This is a genomic window from Bacteroides sp. DH3716P, assembly GCF_025914115.1.
Lineage (GTDB): Bacteria > Bacteroidota > Bacteroidia > Bacteroidales > Bacteroidaceae > Bacteroides > Bacteroides ovatus.
The window spans coordinates 1641975-1666651 of the sequence record NZ_CP083673.1 but is presented as its reverse complement, the minus strand read 5'-3'; the positions used below and the strand labels follow the sequence as shown (position 1 = coordinate 1666651).

The following is a 24677-nucleotide window of genomic DNA, read 5'->3' as shown; positions in this document are numbered from 1 at the left end:
CCTCTTTTACTTCCTCCTCCTTCCGGTGATTTTAAGAGCTTTCTCATTGCCATTCTCTGCGGCCTTTTCGAACCACTCCATTGCAATTTCATCGTTTTCTTCCACGCCATTTCCTGTCAGATAGGCATTTCCAAGTTCAAATTGTGCTTTATCGTTATTTTTCTCGGCAGCTTTCAGCAACCATTGCACTGCAGCTTCCGGATCAGGGTTACAACCTTCGCCATACATCATCATCTTGCCCAGATAATAAATTGCAGCGACATTCTCATTCCCCGCCGCATCCGTGAACCAGCGATAGGCCTCGGCATAATTCTGTTTCACACCTACTCCGTTATAATAGCAAAGTCCGGTACGATACATACTTGTCGTATTTCCATTATCCGCAGCCAGTGTATAATATTTAAAGGCTTCCGTTTCATTCTCTTCCACTCCGATACCCATTTCATAACAGATACCCAGTCCTTCACTATACCATTCATATTCGGCAGCTTTCTTGAAATAAGCAAAAGCCTTTTCCGACTCATTCAGGCTATCATAGTCATACAGATAATATTCACCCACACGCAGCATAGCCATCGGAATCTCATTAGCCACTGCCTTTTCATACCATTCCACTGCCGTTTTATTATCTTCCAGACAGGGACCGCAACCGAAGAAATAATAATCTCCCATCTTAAACTGAGCATAGCCATAATCCTGTTCAGCAGCCTTCATCATATATTCCACTGCCTTCTGTGGATTCTCTTCCACGCCATTACCATTCTCATAAGCCATCCCCAGTTCCGTCAGACAACGGGCTTCATTCTTTTCCGCCCCTTTACTAAACCATTCGAGTGCCCTATCCCAGTTTTCTTCCGTTCCGATACCTTCTCTATAGCAACGTCCCAAAGCAAAGATCGCATCATTATCGTCCGCTTCAGCTGCCTTTGTATACCAGGCAAAGGCCTCTTCCGGTTTCACTTCACCAAGAACACCCTTTTCCATATAAAGACCTACACGGAACATTGCATAAGGATAACCCTGTTCGGCAGCCTTGCTAATCAGTTCAAATGACTTTTCATAATTCTTCTCCACTCCATCGCCATTCTCATATAAGAATGCCAGTTCCACAAGGGCAAAGCAAGCACCCAGTTCGGCCGCTTTTTCATAATATTCCCTTGATTTTACAGGGTCCTTCACACCGCTATATCCATTAGCCAGATAAAGAGCCACACGGCAATACCCATCGGCATTATTCAGTGAAGCCGCTTTTTCATAAAACTCTAAAGCCTTCACATAATCCGGTTCTTCAGACAAGAAGCCACGTTCATACATCCAGCCCAAACGATAAGCTGCACTTCCCGAACCCAATTCAATGGCTTTCTCCAACAACTCTTTCGCGCGATTCATGTCTTCCGGCACCAAATCACCGTTGAAATAAATATTGGCCAGTCCTTCGATACCTTGTATATAATCATCCTCCACGCAACGGTTCAGACACATCAGTCCACGTTCCACGTTCTTATATTCATCATTATACAGGTAGATCAATGCCAGTTCATACGCACTGTAGGGTTCACAATAAAGCATGCCCTTTTCCAGCCATTCAATCGCCTTAGGCATATCCAGCCATTCCTCCTCCTGATAGTTATATCCCAGGAAATTGGCGGCAGACCACACACCGGCATACCAAGCCTTTTCCCAAAGTTCAAAGCTCAGTTCTTTCGGTTTATTCAGTTCCGGGTAACGGAAATAAAGCGTAGCCAGATTTTTAAGACTATAAAGATTGGGAACTATTTCCAGGGCTTTTTCGTAATAAGCAGCTTCCTCTGCCACGTTACCTTCCGCCCTGTCGAGCGCATCCCCCAACGCTGCATATACATGAGCACGCAAACGTTCACCTTCAGGCAGTTCGGCAAGCAGTTCATTCCGTATCTGTAATGCCTTTGCTTTATCCCCTGCAAATTCTTCGGCAAAAGCACGATAATGCTTTCCCCATAAAATAGCTTCGGGAGAAGTGAGAGCTGCAAAACGCCGTTCACCCTCTTCTTTATCTTGTTCGCAATAGAATCCCATGTATCGCCAATAGGCAACAGTTGCTTCCGCTTCAGCCCAACCCATATCGGCGGCCTTCTCGTAGTATGGAAACAAATAACTCATGTCCCGCTTTCCATAACGGGCTTCGGAATATTGTGCCCCCTTCTGCGCCCATCCCGCACCGCTAAACTCTGCCACACGGTCGCATACCTGCATCACCTTTTCCCACCAGAATTCATATTCTTCCGCGTTGAGTTCCACCTCTACGTTACAGTCAAAAGCACTGAATATCAGTTCAAAAAAATCTTCTGTTAATTTCTCGTCTTCTTTTGTGTCCAAAGCATATTCACATACAGCCAATGCTTCCCACCAGTTTTCCGCACTTAACAATGAAGCCGGTGTATACTGCGGAAACCATACCCTTGCAGGCTGTCCGGATGCTTTAATTTTAGCGGATAACTCCCCAAATTTCTCTTTTAAAGTTTTCATGATATAGAACTTTACCTTAATTTTGTGTTACTAGTCAATAAAAAATCTCATAACGAGTGCAAGGTACAAATATTGACCGAATGCACAAACAAGAGTCTCAAAAAAAACGAAGTTCCAACAAAAAGAGAACATTACAACTACCTGATTTCTGAATACAGTAAAATTCCTCCCAATAATCATTCATTATCAGGCACAAATTACACACATTCCACAGCTTTCCAAATGACGATTACACAAAATATAACGACTGTTACTTCTACAATCCCAAAAGTTGTCGCAAACATTGCACCGATGTTTCAATCTGCCAACGATCTTCCAATTCGTCTGCATTAAAGATATATTGTGCCTGATGATAAAAAGGAGCACGCTTCTCGAGTGCCTGAACAATGAACGCTTTCAGTTCTTCATCCTCTTTACCCTGAAGAATAGGACGTTGTTGTTTAGCCACACGCAAGCGCCTGAACAACACATCCGGATGCACCTCCAGAAAAACAGTCTTTCCGGTCCGGTTCATAAAATCCATATTATCATAAAAACAAGGCGCTCCACCCCCCGTCGAAATTACCACATTCTCAAACTCAGCTACTTCATGGAGCATATTTCTCTCCAGCTCCCTGAATCCTGTTTCGCCTCGTTCAATGAATAATTCTCCAACGGTTTTGTGAAAACGCTCTTCAATATACCAGTCCAGATCGATGAACGGTATATTCATTTGCCGGGCAAAAGCCTTACCCAACGTCGTTTTTCCGGCACCCATATAGCCGGTAAGGAAGATACGAACCATAAATGATTAATTTTGTGAGCAAAATTAATCATTTAATGAAGAATGAAGAATGAAGAATAAAGAATTTTAGCCATTATGCCATCCAATTCTTCATTATTCATTCTTCATTCCCGATTTATTTAAAGATTCTCACCCGTTCTTCAAGCGGCTGGAATTCTTTTTCACCCGGTTTGCCGAGAGGAAGTCCGAACGGCATTTCCGCAATCAAATGCCAATGTTCCGGCAAATCCCATGCACGGCGCACTTCTTCATCAATCAACGGGTTATAGTGTTGCAGCGATGCTCCGAAACCTACATCTTCGAGCATTACCCAGATAGCTAACTGGTGCATGGCAGAAGTCTGCAATGACCATCCCGGGAAATTCTCCTGATAAGCCGGGAAAGCCTCCTGAAGCCCTTTCACAACCTTCTGATCCTCAAAAAACAATACAGTGCCATACCCACAGGCAAACGAATGATCTATCTTCTCCTCTGTCTTGACAAACGCTTCAGCCGGTACAATCTTCTTTAATGCGTCCTTCACAATCTGCCACAATTTCTTATGCGATTCTCCCAATAGAAGTACCACACGGGTAGATTGCGAATTGAATGCCGACGGTACGTGGCGCACGGTCATATTAACGATACATTCGATCTCCTGATCGGATATAGGTGACTGATTAGTAATTGAATAGTAAGTTCGACGTTGTTTCAAAGCTTCACTAAAAGATCTTTCCATAATAGTTCCTTTCTTATTTTATATTCTTAAAACTCTCTTTTTTTTATAACAAGTAGCCCCCTAACTTGTTCAGTTAGAGAATATATTTGTACCTTCGCAGCGTCAATTCATTGACTATCTAAAATTATCGTCAGAAAAAATGGCTAAACAGAAATTTTATGTAGTATGGGAAGGTGTCACCCCCGGAGTTTATACTTCCTGGACAGACTGCCAACTTCAAATCAAAGGATATGAAGCTGCCAAATACAAATCATTTGATACGCGCGAAGAAGCGGAACGCGCGTTGACAATGTCTCCCTATGCTTATATCGGCAAGAATGCAAAGGCTAAATCAGGAGGTCCTAAACCTTCTTCGGATACTTTACCTTCTTGTGTGATCGACAATAGCCTGGCTGTCGATGCAGCCTGTAGCGGTAATCCGGGACCGATGGAATATCGCGGCGTACACATTGCCAGCCGTCAGGAGATTTTTCATTTCGGCCCGATGAAAGGCACGAATAATATCGGCGAGTTTCTAGCCATCGTACACGGGTTGGCGTTGCTGAAAAAGAAAGGTTTCGATATGCCCATTTACAGTGACAGCGCGAATGCCATCAGCTGGGTGCGACAGAAGAAGTGCAAGACCAAACTCCCCCGAACCCCGGAAACAGAAGAACTCTTCCTGTTGATTGAACGGGCAGAAAAATGGTTGCAGGGAAACACCTATACCACCCGTATCCTGAAATGGGAAACCAAAGAATGGGGAGAAATTCCGGCCGACTTCGGCAGAAAATAAAAGAACATAAATTTCAATATAAGAAAAAGATGAAAACATTGACTTCAAGCAAAGCTTTCTGGCTGTTACTAGTCATTTGCGTAGTTACTATCCTGCCTTTCCTCGGTTTATCGGAGTACCACACCAAAGGGGAGCCTCGCGAATCTATTGTCTCCTACTCCATGCTGGATAGCGGAAACTGGATTTTACCCAGAAACAACGGAGGAGAAATGGCTTACAAACCGCCTTTCTTCCACTGGAGCATAGCCGCTGTTTCGGCAGCAGTAAACGGAGGGCAAGTCACAGAAATGACCTCCCGCTTGCCGTCTGCCATCGCCCTGATCGCCATGACTCTCTGCGGTTTTCTGTTCTTTGCCAAAAGAAAAGGAGTGGAATTGGCGCTGTTAGCCGCCTTTATTACCCTGACTAATTTTGAACTGCACCGGGCCGGAGCAAACTGCCGGGTGGATATGGTATTGACAGCGCTCACCGTTGGCGCTCTGTATTGTCTCTACAAATGGTATGAGAAGGGACTCAAAGGTATTCCCTGGCTGGCCATTCTCCTGATGAGCTGCGGCACACTGACTAAAGGACCGGTAGGTACTATCATTCCATGTTTAGTGGTAGGCATCTTCTTGTTACTCCGGGGTGTCAACTTCTTCAAAGCATTCTTGTTACTTTCCGCCTGGGCCATTCTTTCACTCATCCTGCCTTTCTGCTGGTATGTCGCTGCTTACCAACAAGGTGGAGAAGAGTTCCTGGCATTAGTTATGGAAGAAAACTTCGGTCGTATGACTAATACCATGAGTTACAATTCATGCGTGAACCCCTGGCATTATAATTTTGTGACCCTATTTGCCGGATACGTTCCCTGGACACTGTTAGTCGTGCTCTCCCTGTTCAGCCTGACTTACCATAAATTCAGCATCCAACCGGCAGCCTGGTGGAAACGCTTCACCACGTGGATAAAGAATATGGACCCGGTGGATTTATTCTCTTTCACCAGTATCGTTGTAATCTTCGTCTTCTACTGTATTCCGCAGAGCAAACGTAGTGTATATCTGATGCCGATCTATCCTTTCATTGCTTATTTCCTTGCCAAATATCTATTCTATCTGGTCAAGAAGCAATCTAAAGTCATCAAGGTATACGGAAGTATTCTTGCAGTAATCAGCCTGCTACTGTTCACCTGCTTCATCGTATTAAAATGCGGACTCATCCCTGAAACTATTTTCCAGGGTCGTCACGCGCAGGACAATATTAATTTCATGCGTGCAATACAGAATATCAGCGGAGCAGGGGCCTTATTCCTGATTGCCATTCCTACCATTCTCGGTATCTACTGGTGGTTCTATCAACGGAAAAATGCATTGAACAACCGTTTCCTATACGCTCTCGTTGTGCTTACAATGGGATTATACCTTGCATTGGACGGTGCTTATCAGCCGGCAGCATTAAATTCGAAGTCGGTCAAATTCATCGCTACAGAAATAGAAAAGGTTGCGCCGGAAAGCGAAGGAACGATGTACGAATTCATTGAAGAAAGTCTGCATGCAGCAGGTGACCCCGTACATTATTTCGAACTCAATTTCTATCTGCACAATCGTCTCGACAACTTCTATGAGAAACGTCCTTCGGAAGGTTTCTTGTTAATCGGCACGAATGATGCAGAGAAATATCTTCCCGAATTCGAGAAAGAAGGGTATCAGTTTGAGGAGGTATATGAATCCCCTAAACGAGTACTCCGGCAAATAGCCAAGATATACAAGTTCGTTAAAAACCAACAGCCTGAAAATACCGAAACGACTCCTATTGTTGAGTAAAAGGTATAGAATTAAGCGTTTTTCCATGCTTCACAAGGAACTCCGCCGATTGGAGCATGGAAAAACTATATTCTTTCAAAGGCAAAAAGCTATCATCCATCGGAACAGCATTCAATTTGCCGTTACCGATATGATAAGTAAGTTCCTGCTGAGTCTCGTAATTATAAAGATAGAGTAACGTATCATTGCGTCCCGCCACCATATTGTCAGCAGTATAGAACATACAGGGACGTTCTTCCTTCAGCAAGTCCACTCCAAAATTATTCTGTAAATAATCAATATTCAACAACCCTAATATCGTTGGCTGTATATCTACCTGACCGCCAAATGCTGTTTTCTCTTCCGGCTGAATACGGCTGGAGTAAATCATCAGTGGAATATGATTATAAGATTCCGGTAGTTCACATTCGGCGTCTCCCACCAGTTTGCCATGATCTCCTTCCAATACGAATATCGTATTATCAAACCAGGGTTGTTTACGCGCCTCTTCAAAGAACTGACGCAAAGCCCAATCCGCATACTCAACGATCTGCATCTCCGGTTCACTTGTTTTCGGATGGAAGAAAGGAGGTATCACATACGGCGGATGATTACTGATGGACAGTAAAGTAGCAAAAAACGGTTGTCCGGTGGCAGCCCGCTGATTCAATACCGGAATTGCATAGTCATACAAGAAATCATCCTGCACTCCAAAGCTATTCACAACCTTATCAGCCGGATAGTCTTCTTGTGAAAACACTTCATCATAGCCGTTCGTCCGGAAGAAAGCGTTCATATTATCATACTGCCCTTCATGCGTCATAAAGAAAAGGTTGTAATAGCCGTTTTCTTTCAGTACGGTAGGCAGTCCCGAATAGCGGGGAATGACAGAGCCTTTCATCAGGTTCCGTTTCATCATAGCCGGAAAAGAATACAAGGTGGCATACAAACCATGGTTCGTATGGATTCCTGCCGAATAGAAATTGCGGAAACTGATAGAACGGGTATACAGGCTATCCAGGAAAGGAGTCAAAGTCTCCGATTGCCCGAAATGCTTCATAAACTTGGCGGACATAGACTCCATCATAATCAAGACGACATTAGGACGGCGTTGTTGCACGCTATCCGCTTTTGCAGCACGCCTGTAAACAGCCAACGGGGAAACATTCGCATCTCCCGGACGGTTGAGCAGAGCTTGCGCCTTGGTGATGGCTTCCTGTTCATCCATCAGATGCAAGTATTTATTTTCAGGCCTCATATCATCCATCACACTCGTCAGCAGGTTAAAAGTAGGACTTACTCCCAGTTGATTGAGAAAAGCATCCTGACAGAAATATGCCGCACTTACTTTGATCGGGTTATAGCCTGTACGCCCCCGGATTCCAAAGATGCAGAGTCCGATTAAGCAAGCACCGATCAGAACCGCCCCTCCTCGCTTCCAATAAGGAAACGGAGCGGAAATGGTAAGGCTACGATGATGGAAATAACGTGCCAGATAGATAAGCCAAACTACGAATCCGGCCAGAAAGAGAAGGAATAATCCGATGGACAGATAATAGGCACTTTCCCCCAATATCATTCCGGCGGTAGTTCCCGCATAACCGAACCATTCGAATATGGAAGAGTTGATATGTTTAAAGAAATAGGCAAAATAAGGAATGTCCGACGCACTGATTAAATAAACCAATCCATAAAAGACACTGAAAAAGATCGTAAAGAAACGAAACAACGCTTTCCCATAATAGTTGCAAACTCCACACACTACCGCAACCACCAGAGGCAACAGAAGGATGTAACAGCCTATCACATTGTCAAACCAGACACCATGCACAAAAGCAAGCATCGGAAGTGTCTTATCCGACAAGGCTTCAGAGGTCAACTGATGATAAGATGAGATAAAAAGCACCAGGCGAAACAGTCCTGCGATCAGTAAAGCCGAAACATGTATGGTAAGAATATATACAACAAGATTTAGAAAACGTTTCATAATAGCCTTTTCTTTTTATGAATTAAATGAAAGGGATTGAATAGTGTTATTTCCTCCCTTTATAGATATAAACGAAATGAAGAATCAGGAAATTGATAGGCACCACGATAATCATTACCAGTATCGGTGCAAGCAGTTCACCCGCCCCTATCCAGAGGAAGAGATTCAGTAAGCCGATCTCAAGCAGGTAATTAATCAGATGACTAAAACCAAAGCCGATCGCATTATGCGAGGATGGTTTGGAACGAAAGGTGAAGAAAGTAGTCAGGAAGTAGTTGCAGACAAATCCTACAGCATAGCCGGCCGTAAAGGAGATATTGGCATTCGCAACCAACAAGACCAGGCAATATACGCCGTAGTGAATGGCTGAAGATATAGTGCCGACAACTCCAAAACGAACAAACTGCCAGAACTTATCCCGCCAATCCGGGTGCTTCTCAAGTATAGCCTTACTTATTCTGATCATCGTACAACACTTCTTCCACATTATAGAGCGGACGACGTTTTACCTCTTTATAAATCTTGCCAATATACAGTCCGACAGCTCCTATGGATAATAAAACAACCCCGCCAACAAACCAGATAGACAACATCAAAGAGGCCCAGCCATGTTCCGCAGTACCCGAAATCAATGCGTAAAGAACATAGATTCCAATCAAAATACTGATAAAAACAAAGATACCTCCCAGATAAACAATTCCGTAAATGGGCTTTACCGAGAAAGAGGTTATCCCGTCCAAAGCCAGACTGAACATCTTTCTCACTGTATATTTGGAAGTTCCGGCTGTCCGTTCCCGAATCACATCATCTACCGTAGTAGAAGGGAAACCCAGCAACGGGATAATACCACGCAGATAGACATTGCGTTCCTGATAATGAGACAACTGTTCCAGCACTCTCCGGCTTAGAAAACGAAAATCCGCATGATTGTAGATAGTCTCCACTCCCATCCGGTGCTGTAATTTATAAAAGGCTGTTGCAGAAAGACGTTTCAATACGGGGTCTGCCTGACGAGATACTTTCACTCCATATACAACATCATATCCTTGCGTATAAGCATCGATCATCTCCTCAATCGCATTCAGATCATCCTGCAAATCGGCATCAATGGTAATAACGGCATCACTCCAGTCTTTAGCGGTCATCATACCGGCCATGATCGCATACTGATGTCCCACGTTCCGTGCCAGATTCATTCCTTTTATATAAGGATTCGTCCCGTGCAGTTTCTTAATGATGCTCCATGTACGATCTTTGCTGCCATCATTCACAAAGAGCACAAAGCTGTCGGCACTGATCTTTTCTTTCGCCACCAACTCATCAAACAAGGCTGTCAAACGGGCGGCCGAATCTTCCAACACTTCCTCCTCATTATAGCAGGGGGATACAATAGCCAATTTTATCATTTTTCGTCCGGTTTATTTAGTTCAGCCAGTTTTATCTGTGCAAATTCCGAGTAAGTCATAAAAGCATATCCTTTTTCTTTCAGTTTGCGGATAAGCACATCCAAACGTTCCTCCATTCCTTTACCGGAATGATTGCGGATAATAAAAGGCATCTTAAATTCAGGATGTTCACCCAACGGGTAGAATTCCCACGGGTGGAAATAAGTCACAAAATATCCGTCATGCTTCAATACCCGGTTTACCAGGAGTTGATACAGCCACATCGGCAGATTATGACAAGACAACCAGAATAGCGGGAAGCGAATCCACGGAGTTACAGAAGCCGGGATTTGAAGTAACTTACCCGTCATAAAGCAGGTACGGGGCTCCGACAAATGCATATATCTTCCGGGGATAAATGCGGGATTCAATGAGGAGTTATATACATACCCCATCCGTTCAAGTTCCGTATCTGATACGGGGAACATACGCGGCTGGCGATAACCTTGTATCGTCCTGCCGGTAAGACGTTCCAGAATTTCTTTTGAACGACTGACATCCGAAGCCTGTGGCTGCCAATGGTCACATCCATGCGCAGCAACTTCATGTCCTTCGTCCATAATGCGCCGCATCACTTCCGGCGCATTTTCTGCAAAATTGCTTGTACAAAAGAAAGTAGCTTTCACCCCGTTGTTTTTCAGGCAGTCCAGTATCCGATTTGTACCATAGACTGACACTTTCATTGCTTCATCCAACGGAAAGTCTACACCATGCTCACGAGGTACATCAAATTCTTCTGTATCAAAACTTAATAATATCATTACAATATCAAGAATTACAACTGCTGCATATCATGCAGACGTTTATAGTAACCGTTTAACTCTATGAGTTCTTCATGCTTACCACGTTCCACAATCTCACCCTCATACAGTACACAGATTTCATCTGCATTCTTAATCGTAGAAAGACGGTGGGCAATAGCTATCGTCGTACGTGTTTTCATCAAACGTTCCAATGCTTCCTGCACAAGACGTTCTGATTCGGTATCCAAAGCAGAAGTAGCCTCATCAAGAATCAGAATCGGAGGATTTTTCAGAATAGCACGCGCGATACTGATACGCTGGCGCTGGCCACCGGACAATTTTCCACCACGGTCGCCGATATTCATATTATATCCTTCCGGTTTCTCCATAATGAAATCATGCGCATTGGCAATCTTCGCCGCCTCTATAACTTGTTCCATTGTCGCATTCTCCACGCCAAAAGCAATGTTATTGAAGAATGTATCATTAAACAGAATAGCCTCCTGGTTTACATTACCAATCAAACTGCGCAAATCCGCAATACGTACATCACGAATACTCGTTCCGTCAATGGTAATATCACCTTCCTGTACATCGTGATAACGCGGCAACAAATCGACTAATGTAGATTTACCGGATCCCGATTGCCCAACCAGTGCAATTGTTTTTCCTTTGGGAACTGTCAGGTTTACATGCTTCAACACCTCTCTTTTACCATCATAGCTGAAAGAGATATCTTTAAATTCGATTCTATCATTCAAACCTTTCAACGGTTTCGGATTCGGAATTTCCTTAATCTTATTCTCTGCCTTCAGGATTTTGTCCACACGTTCCATGGAAGCCAACCCTTTCGGAATGTTGTATCCCGCTTTAGCAAAGTCTTTCAATGGATTGATTACACTATATAAGATAACCATATAGAAGATGAATGTGGGAGCATCGATAGTTGCATTCTTCCCCAAAATCAATGTACCCCCAAACCACAATACAGCTACAATCAGAATCGTTCCTAAGAACTCACTCATCGGATGAGCCATAGCCTGACGTATAGCAACCTTGTTTGTCGCATCCCGGAGCTCGTTGCTACATTTGGTGAAGCGGTTAATCATTTTATCTTCCGCAATAAAAGCCTTGATGATGCGCAAGCCTCCCAGTGTTTCTTCTAATTGTGACATCGTATCACTCCACTTAGCCTGTGCTTCCAGTGATTGACGTTTCAGTTTTCTTCCGACGACTCCCATCAACCAACCCATTCCCGGTAATACAATGATAGTAAAAAGAGTCAACTGCCAACTAACCGTAACCAATGTCACAAAATATATAATAATCAGAATCGGGCTTTTCATCAACATATCCAATGAACTGGTAATGGAATTTTCCACTTCCCCCACATCACCACTCATACGAGCTATAATATCTCCCTTTCTTTCTTCCGAAAAGAAAGACATCGGCAGACGCATTACCTTAGCATACACCATAATACGAATATCACGTACCACTCCTGTACGTAATGGAATCATCACGGCTGAAGAAGCAAAGTAACAACCGGTTTTAAACAATGTCATCACCATCAGGAATAGTCCCAAGAAAATAAGAGCTACAGTGGGACCATTATCCACAATCATCTGAGAGATGTAATAATAGAAGTTATTCTTGGCAACATCTGCTAAATCGCCACTACCCCATTCCATAAAATGGTACACCTTATCTGCTCCTTCTGTTTTAAACAGAATACTCAAGATAGGAATCAAAAAAGTAAATGAGAACACATTGAATACAGCAGACAAAATATTCAGCAAAATAGCCCAGCCGATATACTTCTTATAAGGCGACACAAAACGTCGCATTAGTTGTAGAAATTCCTTCATTATTTACCATTAAAAAAGTTAAGACCGCAAAGATACAATAAAACAGATTAACAGGCAGCAGTTTCTATTAATTATTAACGCGATTTATCGAAAAGCCCTCTTCAATAAATGAAATATGACTTAATAATTCTCTTTCAGCCAAATACCCAAGAAACGATCATATATTTGACAAATACCCATTTCCTGAGTCACAAAATCCTTTTCCAGCAACCCTTTTAGTGCTGCCTGAACTGAACTAGCAGAAGCCAGTTTGTATTTTTTAATAAAAGTGCCGGAAGTGAGAGCTTTAGCCCTTCCTTCTTTAGTGATAGCAATTAGCAGTTCCTTTTGTTTCTCCGGCAAACGAAAAAGAATTTCCGAATAAGTATATCTAAATGAATCAATAATCTGCCGAATAGCCTCTGACACCATTTCCACTTTACAGACTCCGTGCTCCGGGGTCATATCATAAAGTGTATTCAATACTTTTTGTATATACCATGTGATTCCTTCAAACTGTTGATAAACTGTGGTAACAGCACTTTCTTCCATTTCTTTGCCTGCACGTTTGAAATGCATACATGCAAAACGAACGTATTCTTCTAAAGGAATACGTTCCAAATGCATCATTGACACACTTTGATAAAAAGGTCTGGAAGGCGTCAAAAACATATTCCCCATCACATGTCGCTGGCTCCCGGCAAAAATGAAACGCGCATTATTACAATGCTGCACATAAGTCCGGAGAGTAGCCTCTACATTTTTCTCTGCATACCCGGTAATCTGCTGAAATTCATCAATGGCAATCAAACAAGGCTTATCCGCTTGCTCTAAATACCGGAAGATTTCATCGAGCGTAGTAGCCGGAGCTTGTATATCTCCTAATCCCAAATTCAAAGAAGGCATACCATTCACATCAAAAGAGATACTGGCCTGCAAAGATTTCACACATTCCCAAAAACCATGCAAAGCTTTCTTCCCCACAGGTTTCAGTACTTCCAAAATCTCTTTACTAAGTGCAAATACCAAGTCGCGCAATGACCGGCTATCATATATATCAATAAAGAAGGTGTAATAGCCCTGCTTAATTTCAGGAAACTGAAAACAATGACGGATCAGCCCCGTCTTTCCCATTCGTCGGGTAGAGACAAGAGCCAGATTATTCCCATTCATCACTTCGCGTACCAACTGTTCGCTTTCTTGCTGACGGTCACAAAAATAATCAGCAGACACATATCCACTTGTTATAAAAGGATTTCTTATCATAGTCTTCGTATATCTCACGTTATTACGCAAAGATAATTATTATAAAATAATAAAATGCACATCTCGTGCATTATTTCATCATCACCCTTGCCCAACAGCCACCACATGATAATAAACTCCGCGTGTTTTCCTGAATGACTTTACTCCCAGCTTCTGCAAAATACGCCCGAAATAATTAACCTGTCCGGAAGAAATCTTCATTTTACTTGCCTTTTGTATCCGCTGAAGTATATCTGCAGCAAGTAACCATTCTCCCTCTTCTTCCTCTTCCGCTACCCGGTAATACACCTGGAACAACTGCTCGATTGCCGGCGACTGCTCAAACTCCCGGTTCGCCTCCGTCATAATAGCCTCTTCCTTCTCATCAAACCAGTAGCGTTCATTACTACGCAGCAGTGCCATTGCCTGCGCATACAATTGCTCATAATCAATAGGGCGGACCACATCAATCACTCCAGTCACCTCAACACCGATAAAACGGCGACTGCCGGAAGTATCTGTCAGCAAATCTTTATGATTACTCGTTCCTATAAAAGAGGCATACCGACGGAGTTCCTCCACAGCCGAAGCATTCGGACGTCGTGTGTTGACAACAGGCTTTTGCAGAATATGCTTGAGGAAAGACTGCTGATTGATGCCAATCTGATCGAACTCATCCATATTAATCAGTAAAAAACGATTCAAATATAGCTCAGCATCCCGTTTCCTACTGAAATCAATGCTATCCGTATAATAAGCCTGCAAGCATGGAGGCAAAATCAACCGGCAAAATGTAGACTTACGATAAGCCTGTGGGCCTATCAATATAGGAGAAGTGCTATTTGCATGATTCTTTCCCATTCCACGCCAATGCGCTATCATACTAAGAAACCAACGACGAAACAATTGCGCCCAATGAGGATGATCACAAGGAACTCGTTTGGCAAGATCGCCAATATGATCCTTACCATCCCAATGAGGAAGGTCATAAAGGAATTCCTCGATAGGCTGATAAACCGGCACATGATCCGAATTCAGGTAACGTACCACGTCTTTATCCCACAGCTTAAGCCCTTCATAATGTGCATTCATTGCAATACTTGCCATCAACCGTTTATCCACCGGATGAAAATAAAAATTAAAACTGTTCCGTTCGCGACATTCCACTTGTGATGTCAACTGGTTGAAACGAAAATCATAACGCCGTTTCATAAACTCATCCATCTGCATGACAAATAATTGTTCCGGCAACAGGCTACTCTTACTCGCAAATCCCTCACAAGTGCGGTATACATTTCGTACGGTTCCCCGAACCAATGTATCGTCCTTTGGCAAACGATAATGGGCACGAGACCAGCGTACTGTATCTTCCTCAGGAATACCGGCACGGAAACAATGTCCTGCGAGGTTAATCAACAGCGATTGTTTGTCTCCTTCCGGTTGATAATCAGTCTCTTCATCCAACGCACGTGCAAAAGCAGCTTCGAAAAGGACAGAAAGCGCATTACACTTTTCATATCCCGGTGCAAGCCGTTGCAACGGTGAAGTTTCCGTTTGCACCCGTTCGCGATAAGTCACCTCACCCGGCATAGCGGCAGGCTGCTTCATATAAATAGGCATTGCTTCGGGATTAAAATACAAGTGCGGGTCAAAAGTTAAACGACAATATTGCTCCAACGAAGGTACTTTCAGCTCGATATCATAAGGAAGTTGTGGCTGATAAAATTTCACTGCCAACCGATAGGCATGCGCATGAAAAAGCTCCGCTTCTTCACTAGTTGTCGGCAAACGATCATTGGGATAAGTAAAGCGTACCCATACTTTCACAGACTTTCCGGAAGAACCGGTGAAAGCTAAGTAAGTCTGCGGAAGCTCCTTTACCCGTTCTTTCACTTCATCCGCTTCCATACGTCCGGACAAGTTGTTGACCTGAATCATCACAATTCCGTTGTATTCACTCATCGTCGTTATGCCGCCTTTGCGAAAAAAGGCGGCTGCAGGTATCAGCTTCGGCACTTTCTGTACATAGTCATTTTTATCACCCGGAAGCATAAAAGGCAGGACTTCTCTCATTTTTGAGACAGGCTGTGTTTTAGTTTCCACTTTCATTTGCTCCACGAGCTGTTCAATTCTCAACGTACGCATAGTGTTCACCTTGCCATCGTCTCTTACCAGTGTTATTCTCATTACTTTATTTATTTGTCCTGCATGTGTTTTGTAGGGCGATTATTACGACACAAATATACTGTAAATATTCCACACAAACAACTTTTCAGAGAATACTTATTTCATCTTTCTACTAGAAAAGATTTGGTTCTTCTTCAAATTCCGTGCTAGTAAAGCTCATTGAAAGGTTGATGGATAAAGGGATATCGGCATATTAGAAATAGCAAATAAATTATCCAAGCTATATGCATCTTAAAGTACCCCGGAATAGCCATGAATAAGGTTATTGAACATAAATAAGTAGCACGGAATTTGATTAAGAACCAAAGATTTTTCAATTCTATTTCTCATGTTCTCATAGATTTCAGATAAAGCACATATAATCAAAGAAGTACATTATGAGAAACGTTTTTAAAACAGGTGTTTCTCATACTATCCTCATCGATTTTCTTCAAAAAGCCGCTATTTCTCATACTCTATCAGGGTATTTCTCATAGTCAGACACAACTATTCTCCTGTTTATCCGCCAAGCTTATCTTAGAAAACAGCTAGCTATTTCTTTCATGAAAACAACTAGTTAATTACTTGTTTTTCACCTAATAATGTCGTATCTTTGAAAGAGCATCCCAATCGTTCCACTGGAGTGCACAGGCCTGTTCACTACAGTAAAAAGTTCTGTCTACTAGAGTGAAAAGAACCGTTCACTGTAGTGGAACAATCAGGATGGCGGTTGAATAATAAAAGAATAAAAGCAAGATACACTAAGAGCATCAGTACATAACATATAAATAACCATTAAATTAAAACAAAGATGGCAATACAATTCGAGTTTTATAAGAATCCCCAACCGGAAAAAGAAGGGGAAGAACCTAGTTACCACCCACGGGTGGTTAATTTTCAACATGTGACCACTCAAAAGCTGGCAAGAGAAATCCACATGGCAACTACTTTCGGGAAAGCAGAGGTAGAAGCCATGTTAATGGAATTGAGCAGATGCATGGGCAACCATCTGTGCGAGGGAGAACGAGTACATCTGGATGGAATCGGCTATTTCCAGATTACATTGCAAGCTACCGAGCCCGTGCACTCGCTTACCACTCGTGCTGACAAAGTGAAACTTAAGTCCATTAACTTCCAAGCTGATAGAGATTTAAAAGGTTTGTGCATGAGCACTCATCTACGACGTTCAAAATACAAGCCACATTCGGCTTCTCTTTCAGAAGAAGAGATCGACAAGAAACTTACTGCCTATTTTGCAACTCATCCTGTATTAACCCGTAGTAATATGCAGTCGCTCTGCAGTTTCACTCAAAGTATGGCCAGTAGGCAAATCCGTCGTCTAAAAGCAAAAGGCAACTTACAGAATATAGGTAAGCCCACACAGCCTATTTATATACCAACACCGGGACATTATGAGAAATGAGTTCAACAGGTATGAGAAATAAGCCAAATCAAGGTCTATTTGCGAATAAAACTATGAGAAATACCAATTTTAAAAGTATTTCTCATAGCTTACTTTATTAATTATCTGCTATTTAAATCAAATCTATGAGAATATGAGAAATGAATATCTTATTTCCGGCGCAGGCAGTTCAATTTTCGACCAACCACTTCTCTATATTTCTTGTTTGAGCACTGAAATTCACACCAATCTTAAAAAGTTTTCGTGAATCCGTTTCAAATGGTCGGGCATAATGTTTATCCTCTATCTGCTGCAAAGCTTCTTCTGCCGTTCCATTCAGTTTAAATTCCATGATGTAAATGAACTTATCAGTTTGCAATACCATATCCACACGGCCTTCACTCGTATGATATTCCGCTTTTACATAAAAACCGACCAGTTTACATACAATATAAAGTACATTCTGATAATGTAACTCCAGTTCGCGGGCAAGCTCGTATGGAATATCAGAAAAGAAACTTTGCAGACGACGGAAAAAAGATTCGTAATCACCAGCCTCCACTTCACGAACAAATTTCTGAATTTCAAAGGGAGATTCCACTTTATCTACGTTCGCATAATAAGGAAGCAGAAAACGGACAAACCCTTCTTCCACTTCACGATTAGGAAAACCTAAACGATATATTCCAAAACGCTCATCATACCCTTTAATGGTAAGGTACCCGCTCTGATAGATTACCGGAATAGGATTGGTAGATTCAGAATCTATACTGTTCAGTACCTGTTCATCGGTTTCTTCATGAGCCATCCGATGAAGGTCGTAATGGTGTTTCTTCAGCAATTCCACCAAATAAGTGGGAGTACCTGTTTCAAACCAGTAGCTTTTAAACTCATTCCTATCAAAAGCCAAAAGCAGACTGAAGGGATTGTACATTCCTTTGGAATTGTGCGTGAAATGATAACCATCATACATTTCTTTCAACCGGACACATATCTCTTCATACGTCACTCCCTGCACATTGGCAAATTCATGAAGTTCGGCATCCAGATTATCGTATAGTTCCTGTTCGCTCACACCACAAATGTCTATATACTTATTCCACATTGAAATGTCATTCAGGTTATTCAAATCACTGAATACACTGACTTTACCAAACTTGGTAACTCCCGTCAACAAAGCAAACTTGATACAGCCGTCCTGACTTTTCAATGCGCCGTAGAAGGCTTTCAATGTATTGCGGAAACTCTTTTGCAAAACATCATCACCAATAGCCTGCAGCATCGGCTTATCATACTCATCCACTAGGATCACCACACTTTGCCCCTCTTGCTGACAGGCACGCTTAATAATCCCCTCAAAACGCATCGCTAAAGATTTCTCCGAGGGCTCTTCGCCATATATCTTCTCCCATTCCACCAACGCCCCATTCAGTTTATTCTCCAAACTTTCCGGAGTATCGTATTTTTCCGTATTAAGATCAAGATGTAATACAGGATATTTTACCCAATCTTTTTCCAGCTTCTCCATAGCCAGTCCTTCAAAGAGTTCCCGCTTTCCTTGAAAGTAAGCTTCAAGCGTAGAAATAAGCAGACTTTTGCCAAAACGGCGCGGACGACTCAAAAAATAGTAGCTTCCGGTTTTCACCAGTTGATAAACCAATGCTGTTTTATCTATATAAAAATAGCCACCTTTACGAATTTTTTCAAAATTCTGTATACCGATAGGGTAAATCTTGCCACTCATATTTCAATCTGTTTAAGTTCACATCGTACAAATATACATATTATCTCAATATAAAAAACCAAATGCCCAGAGAGGAACCACATTACGCATTCCGTACTCAATATCATCTTTCACAACATACGCATTCTCCACATCATGCACCTGCTTCTGCGACTTATTCTTTCCACCTACTTCAAAGGTATAACCACCCACCGTAAAATCAGCAACTTCTGATGTGGTTACCGGACAAACAACTCGCAAAGTAGAAAAGAAAAATGTTTCACGCACGTTACCAATATCCGGTGTATTGTCAGAAAGCGCATAAGCCAAATTCGTATTATTCAGATACACCTTGTCCACTTTGCCTAAAAGTCTGACACCTTCCGTCTCTGCCCGAAGCTGATTAATTATTCCAGCCTTTTCCAGATAACACATCAAATCAGAAACCGTATTTCTATTCATATCAAGCAAAGTCGCCAACTTGGTAAAATTAGGTTTAAACGGAACACTTTTCGCTATGATATACAACAGTCTTTTCAATTTCAATGCTGTTGCTATATTCATATTCGCAAAAGTCGGTATATCATTTTCCAAAGTCTGCTTAATGATACTTTGTAAACGAAGCAAATATCCCTTTTCCTGAAAGAAAGGGTAATAGCCATGTTGTAGATACTCCTTAAACAACAAAATAGGACGCGCCTCGACATAAGGAAAATCTACTTTATGTTTCAGTATATCTTCTAAAGAATAAACTGGTAAATGATAACCATACGAAATGGCAAGGTATTCACGGAAAGACAACCCCACCATACGATATTCCAGCTTTCTACGACTCAAATCAGCCTCTCCGACTTCCAAATCCAATATAGAGGAACCAGTATACACGACTTGCAGTTTGGGAATCAGATCATATATATTCTTTATCTCCCGAGCCCAACCAGCATACTTATGTATTTCGTCAATATAGAGTTTTTTTCCTCCATGCTGATAGAAGTCCATCGCCAGATCAAACAGTTTATGTTCTGCAAAATATAAATCATCAGCCGTCACAAACAGGGTCTCGTCAATATTATCATACAACTTGATATGTTGCAAGAGCATAGTTGTTTTGCCAACACCACGTGAACCTAAAATAGCAATAAGCCTACTACTCCACTCTATCTCATCATGGAGATAACGGATAAAATCAGTAGATATGTTGCTAAGCAACATCCGGTATGACCTATAAAGTGTATCCATCATTTCTTGTTTTGGGGTTATACAGACAAATATAGAGTAAATTGCCGAATAAAACTAGCATTTTTTAGAAAAGCTGCAGGTTTCATTCAGCAATATCTCTATATCTATCATATCCTTGCTCCCATATAAACCTCATAATTTATAAGAGAACATCAGAGATATAAAAAAATAAGAACAGAAATAGCCAACTACTTACACTACAATATCTAGCAATATAGTCCCCAATAATAAACATTATGGAATCTTCTGAATGATACCTTCCCAACTATCAATACCAATCCGCTGCAAATATTGCTCAAAGTACTCATTTTCTGTATCAGTACCAGCTTTTTGATAAGTCATCCATATCGGTTTAGCTTCCCCCTGATATTCCTCATCATTGTATTTACGTAATCCTAAACGAGCACCATCACCCAGATGATCGAACCAACTATGCCATTGGATTCCATTAATACCTTCCAAGGCATTGATCTTCTTCCACCCAAAAGCAAACCCTGCAGCTTGATTCTGCAAATCCTTATCCGCATAACTTAGAGAACATGTTCCAGCCTCTGAAAGCCACACAGAACGCCTGATGCCTCCCTTATATTGGTTTTGTGGGATACTAACCCATTTATCCAATACTTCAAGGTTCTTCAATGTCACATATTCTGTATCCATAGAAAAAGTAGCTTGAGCATCATCCCAAGTACAAGGATTCCCCAATTGAGCCGGGTAACTATGGCATGCTAATGACCAAAAGAAGTCTCCTTCTGCTTTACTAAACAGATTCATAAAATCAAGCATATCTCTTACCTTATACCAACCGCCCCCAGCAGCAATATTCCATCCATGAGAGAAAGAAATAAAGACCTCTGAATTCTGGTCATATTGATGTACAATATTATAACACATACGCATTGAACGAAGATACGTATCCATAAATGTAGCAATTGGTTTATCCCCCATATTCGTCCAATGGCTACCTCCATCTACCTCATTATGAATAATCCAATGCGCAATACGCATACCAGGTTTGCTATATCTTTGTGCCAGAAAATCAAGTGCAGCAGCATAACATTGTGTAGACTCTATAGTAGTCATATTAGGCATAGTATAAGGAGCTATGCCATTAAAATCCGGATGTTTCAGAAGTTCTCCGGCATCTCCTTCAGGAGAAACCAACAAAATACCAGCAACAGAAATATTGCGCTGGCTAGTTTGTTCCAATACCACATCAAATGCACTTCTAAGATACTCCTCATTAAAATAATAAGTTACTCCCCCATACACATATGGAATATCTCCCGACTGTTGAGAAAGGTGCATAAAATTGGTAATAGGAATATTTATTGTTGCACTGCTGATTCCTAATCCATCTAAATCTGATGCAAGAAACTCATGATTTATAAGCCCCCCCAATCCTTTTTTAGATTTTAATGAAATAGCTCCAACTTTTTGTTTTACATAAACTCCATCTGCCCCCACATAACGAGCATGAGATACTTGCTCATCTTTTTCTACTCCTCCCTTAAATATCGCCCACTTAGATAACAAACGGTCATACTGATAACCACCAATAGCCACATAACGATCCAAATGAATTTCAAAAGAATTCTGTGACAAAACAGTTTTATATATAGACTCTATCTTTTCTGCTTTAAACATATCAACAAAAGGTGGTATTTCCCCTAAAAAGAAAACTCCATCCCCCTGATAGTTTCCTCGGACACTAATTGTCTCCTTTCCGACGGCGATATCGGTCACATGGCAATTATAATCCTTATTTAGATAATCTTTTATATTTTGCTCATATTTTTCCTTATTGAGAACTTCATTATTTTCTTCCTCCTCTTCCTTCCTTTCCTCCTCATTCATTACACGCAGACATATATTACGTATTTGTATCGTATTATCAGGAACATTACCCAAATCTATCCGCAAATAATCACCCATTTCCCCCCAATCAAAATCTTTACGATATTGTTTTAAACGCACGCTAAAAGATTTCCATGTTTCAGCACTCGGAACTTCCCCTGCACTCATGCTATGAGAAGCATCAATATTAGTTTTAGCATCTGCGAAAAAGAGTTCTAGATTACTTATACCCAGCATTGTCTGGTATTCAAACTCAAGCACATTACATTCCTCTGGAATGTCTTCTTTAAATCGGCCACCCGTAACCCACGGATCTCCATCAATAGTTTCTATAATATAACTATCATCCTCATTTCGAGTTAAAACTACCCCTGATTTATATGGACCATCTAATAGCATATAAACAGGAGGAATTATGATCTCTTCAGGAGGTATAGAACCTCCTCCAGTGTCTTCCACAAAATCATCACCACAAGAAATCACATTCACAATTAAAAATGGTATTAAAAACGGCATAATACAACGCCTCACAACGTATTCCAGCCTTTTAACACAAGAAAATCTTAACATTTTCATAATTTCAGTTTTAGTTAATAATGCAGATAATTTAAAATTTTTCAATAATATTCCAATCAGAAATCACAATTACGGATAGAAACTGTTCAAAATATTCATCCTCTTCCTCTGTGTTTGCTTTTTGATAGACATACCAGACTGGCTTTGCCTCTCCATTATAAGTTTCATCCAGATACTTACGCAACCCCAAGCAAGCCCCATCACCTGGATGATCGAACCAATTATGCCATTGTATTCCGTCTATGCCTTCTAATGCATTTATCTTTTTCCATGCGTAAGCAAAACCTGCTGCCTGTTTCTGAAAATCCTCATCTGAATATGTAGGAGAATTTACACCTGCCTCTGAAAGCCATACAGAACGCTTAACAGTCCCTTTATACTTATTTTCTTTAGACAAAGCCCATTTATTCAACACCTCTAAATTCTTGAATGTTATATACTTTGTATCCATAGAGTAAGTTGCATCCGGGTCGAGCCATGTACAAGGATTAAATAATGATTGCGCATAACTATGATATGCCATAGCCCATTGGAAGTCTCCCTCAATCCGACTATAAGTATTCAACAAATCAACAATTTCTTTACTAGTATACCATCCCACATTAGAAATATCAGTCCACGAATGTGAAAAAGAAGCGAACACCTCTGCATGTTCATCATACTGACGCACAATATTATAGCACATACACATAGACTTTATATAAGTATCCGAAAAGATAGTAACAGGCTTCACCCCCATATTCGTCCACGAGAGCCCACCATCAACCTCATTATGCATAATCCAATGAGAGATACGTCCATAGCGATTATCTGATCTACAGTACCGTTTAGCTAAAAAATCAAGTGCGGCAGCATAACAATTTACCGACTCCAAAGTTGTCATATTAGGCATCGTGTAAGTTCCTTCACTATAATCCGGATGCTGTAATAATTCTCCAATTCCCGTATCTACACTCCGTGAAGCTGGATCAATTAAAATAATTGCCGCAACAGAGATATTCCTTTTTTTTGTTGCTTCTAATAATACTTTGTCTAAAGTATTATTGAGATACTCTTCATCCATATAATACGTTTTTCCTCCATACAGATGTTCTATATCTCCTGCTTTGGGAGTAAGATGCATAAAATGAGTTATACAAACATTAATTGTAGCACTACTAATACCCAACAAACTTAAATCTGATATAAACGAATTTGCAGTAAGACCTCCCAATCCTTTCTTAGAAGTCAATGTAATAGGAGATAAATGTTGATACGCCCAAATTTCATCCGCATGTCGTCGTGCATGAGACACCAATTGGTCTGTTAAATCTGCCATTTGGAAAATAGCCCATTTTGACAATAACCGATCATATAAAACACCTTCCCTTTCAATAAAACGATCTAATACGATGCTAAATGATGCTTCAGTCAACTCTACCTTATATGGGGTCCTGTCTAGCTTTGTTACATCCAAATAAGGAGGAATCTCACCCAAATAAAAATGCCCCTCACCCACACAGTTACCCATAATTTCAATAAATGATTCTGTTACAGACACTTTATTTATAACAGAGGGATAAGTGTTTCGCAAATATCGTTTTAAACTATCTTCATATCTCAGATTATCTTCTTTATAAATTGAAGATACAGCTTCTTCCTTTTGATCTTCATGACATCCAACTAACAACATCAGTCCAGATAACAAAAACAACACAAAAAGCAACAATTGCTTCAGGCTACCACTGCTTACAAGTGATCGATTTTCAAACATGCCCATAAGTAAATAAAAATAAAAGGTTTAGGATTCTTTCGTACAAAGATAGACTATACAATTGAAAAAAAGATTTTATTTCTCTTTTTTTGTTTATCTTTTTTATTTTAAACATATATAGATATCACATA

General features: G+C 41.2%; 17 protein-coding genes. 3 read left to right on the top strand and 14 right to left on the bottom strand.

Going from position 1 to position 24677, the window contains the following annotated elements; all coding sequences use genetic code 11:
- Positions 1-6: 6 nt before the first annotated feature.
- The 3 genes from KQP79_RS05805 to KQP79_RS05795 form a co-directional block, all read right to left on the bottom strand.
- The gene (locus KQP79_RS05805) at positions 7-2505 is read right to left on the bottom strand and encodes a tetratricopeptide repeat protein (protein ID WP_061448389.1); all 2499 of its coding nucleotides are present in this window, start codon (positions 2503-2505) and stop codon (positions 7-9) included.
- A 256-nt stretch (positions 2506-2761) separates the two neighbouring features.
- Complete coding sequence (locus tag KQP79_RS05800; protein WP_004309445.1) at positions 2762-3289, bottom strand: shikimate kinase; 528 nt, start codon at positions 3287-3289, stop codon at positions 2762-2764.
- Between the two features lie 115 nt (positions 3290-3404).
- Positions 3405-4007: a nitroreductase family protein gene (locus KQP79_RS05795; protein ID WP_004298268.1), complete on the bottom strand. Its 603-nt coding sequence runs from the start codon at positions 4005-4007 to the stop codon at positions 3405-3407.
- Between the two features lie 139 nt (positions 4008-4146).
- On the opposite strand from KQP79_RS05795, the gene KQP79_RS05790 reads away from it, so the two are divergent.
- Together KQP79_RS05790 and KQP79_RS05785 are read left to right on the top strand one after the other, a co-directional pair.
- Positions 4147-4782, top strand: coding sequence for a viroplasmin family protein (locus KQP79_RS05790; protein WP_004298269.1), 636 nt, complete (start codon positions 4147-4149; stop codon positions 4780-4782).
- Positions 4783-4811: 29 nt separating this feature from the next.
- Positions 4812-6584: an ArnT family glycosyltransferase gene (locus KQP79_RS05785; RefSeq protein ID WP_061448390.1), complete on the top strand. Its 1773-nt coding sequence runs from the start codon at positions 4812-4814 to the stop codon at positions 6582-6584.
- Here KQP79_RS05785 and KQP79_RS05780 read toward each other — a convergent pair.
- From KQP79_RS05780 to KQP79_RS05750, 7 genes are all read right to left on the bottom strand, one after another.
- On the bottom strand, positions 6571-8550 hold the full coding sequence (locus KQP79_RS05780) for an LTA synthase family protein (protein WP_061448391.1): 1980 nt from the start codon (positions 8548-8550) through the stop codon (positions 6571-6573). The genes KQP79_RS05785 and KQP79_RS05780 overlap by 14 nt on opposite strands.
- 46 nt (positions 8551-8596) lie before the next feature.
- Complete coding sequence (locus tag KQP79_RS05775; protein WP_004298272.1) at positions 8597-9016, bottom strand: GtrA family protein; 420 nt, start codon at positions 9014-9016, stop codon at positions 8597-8599.
- Complete coding sequence (locus KQP79_RS05770; RefSeq protein ID WP_004309442.1) at positions 9000-9956, bottom strand: glycosyltransferase family 2 protein; 957 nt, start codon at positions 9954-9956, stop codon at positions 9000-9002. Before KQP79_RS05770 ends, KQP79_RS05775 begins: the two co-directional genes overlap by 17 nt.
- The gene (locus KQP79_RS05765; protein WP_004298274.1) at positions 9953-10756 is read right to left on the bottom strand and encodes a polysaccharide deacetylase family protein; all 804 of its coding nucleotides are present in this window, start codon (positions 10754-10756) and stop codon (positions 9953-9955) included. Before KQP79_RS05765 ends, KQP79_RS05770 begins: the two co-directional genes overlap by 4 nt.
- 14 nt (positions 10757-10770) lie before the next feature.
- Positions 10771-12606 (bottom strand): ABC transporter ATP-binding protein, encoded by a 1836-nt coding sequence (locus tag KQP79_RS05760; protein WP_004307414.1) that lies wholly within the window; start codon positions 12604-12606, stop codon positions 10771-10773.
- A 120-nt stretch (positions 12607-12726) separates the two neighbouring features.
- Positions 12727-13851: an AAA family ATPase gene (locus KQP79_RS05755; RefSeq protein ID WP_061448392.1), complete on the bottom strand. Its 1125-nt coding sequence runs from the start codon at positions 13849-13851 to the stop codon at positions 12727-12729.
- An 81-nt stretch (positions 13852-13932) separates the two neighbouring features.
- Complete coding sequence (locus tag KQP79_RS05750) at positions 13933-16017, bottom strand: BT4734/BF3469 family protein (protein WP_004314475.1); 2085 nt, start codon at positions 16015-16017, stop codon at positions 13933-13935.
- A 790-nt stretch (positions 16018-16807) separates the two neighbouring features.
- On the opposite strand from KQP79_RS05750, the gene KQP79_RS05745 reads away from it, so the two are divergent.
- On the top strand, positions 16808-17419 hold the full coding sequence (locus tag KQP79_RS05745; protein ID WP_061448393.1) for an HU family DNA-binding protein: 612 nt from the start codon (positions 16808-16810) through the stop codon (positions 17417-17419).
- A gap of 169 nt (positions 17420-17588) precedes the next feature.
- Here the strand turns inward: KQP79_RS05745 and KQP79_RS05740 are convergent, their stop codons facing one another.
- From KQP79_RS05740 to KQP79_RS05725, 4 genes are all read right to left on the bottom strand, one after another.
- The gene (locus tag KQP79_RS05740; RefSeq protein ID WP_061448394.1) at positions 17589-19142 is read right to left on the bottom strand and encodes an ATP-binding protein; all 1554 of its coding nucleotides are present in this window, start codon (positions 19140-19142) and stop codon (positions 17589-17591) included.
- A gap of 45 nt (positions 19143-19187) precedes the next feature.
- Complete coding sequence (locus KQP79_RS05735; RefSeq protein WP_061448423.1) at positions 19188-20360, bottom strand: ATP-binding protein; 1173 nt, start codon at positions 20358-20360, stop codon at positions 19188-19190.
- A gap of 234 nt (positions 20361-20594) precedes the next feature.
- Entirely contained in the window at positions 20595-22733 is a 2139-nt protein-coding gene (locus tag KQP79_RS05730; RefSeq protein WP_373167162.1) for a DUF5722 domain-containing protein, read from the bottom strand.
- A 91-nt stretch (positions 22734-22824) separates the two neighbouring features.
- Positions 22825-24546 (bottom strand): DUF5722 domain-containing protein, encoded by a 1722-nt coding sequence (locus KQP79_RS05725; protein ID WP_229093020.1) that lies wholly within the window; start codon positions 24544-24546, stop codon positions 22825-22827.
- Between the last annotated feature and the right edge of the window lie 131 nt (positions 24547-24677).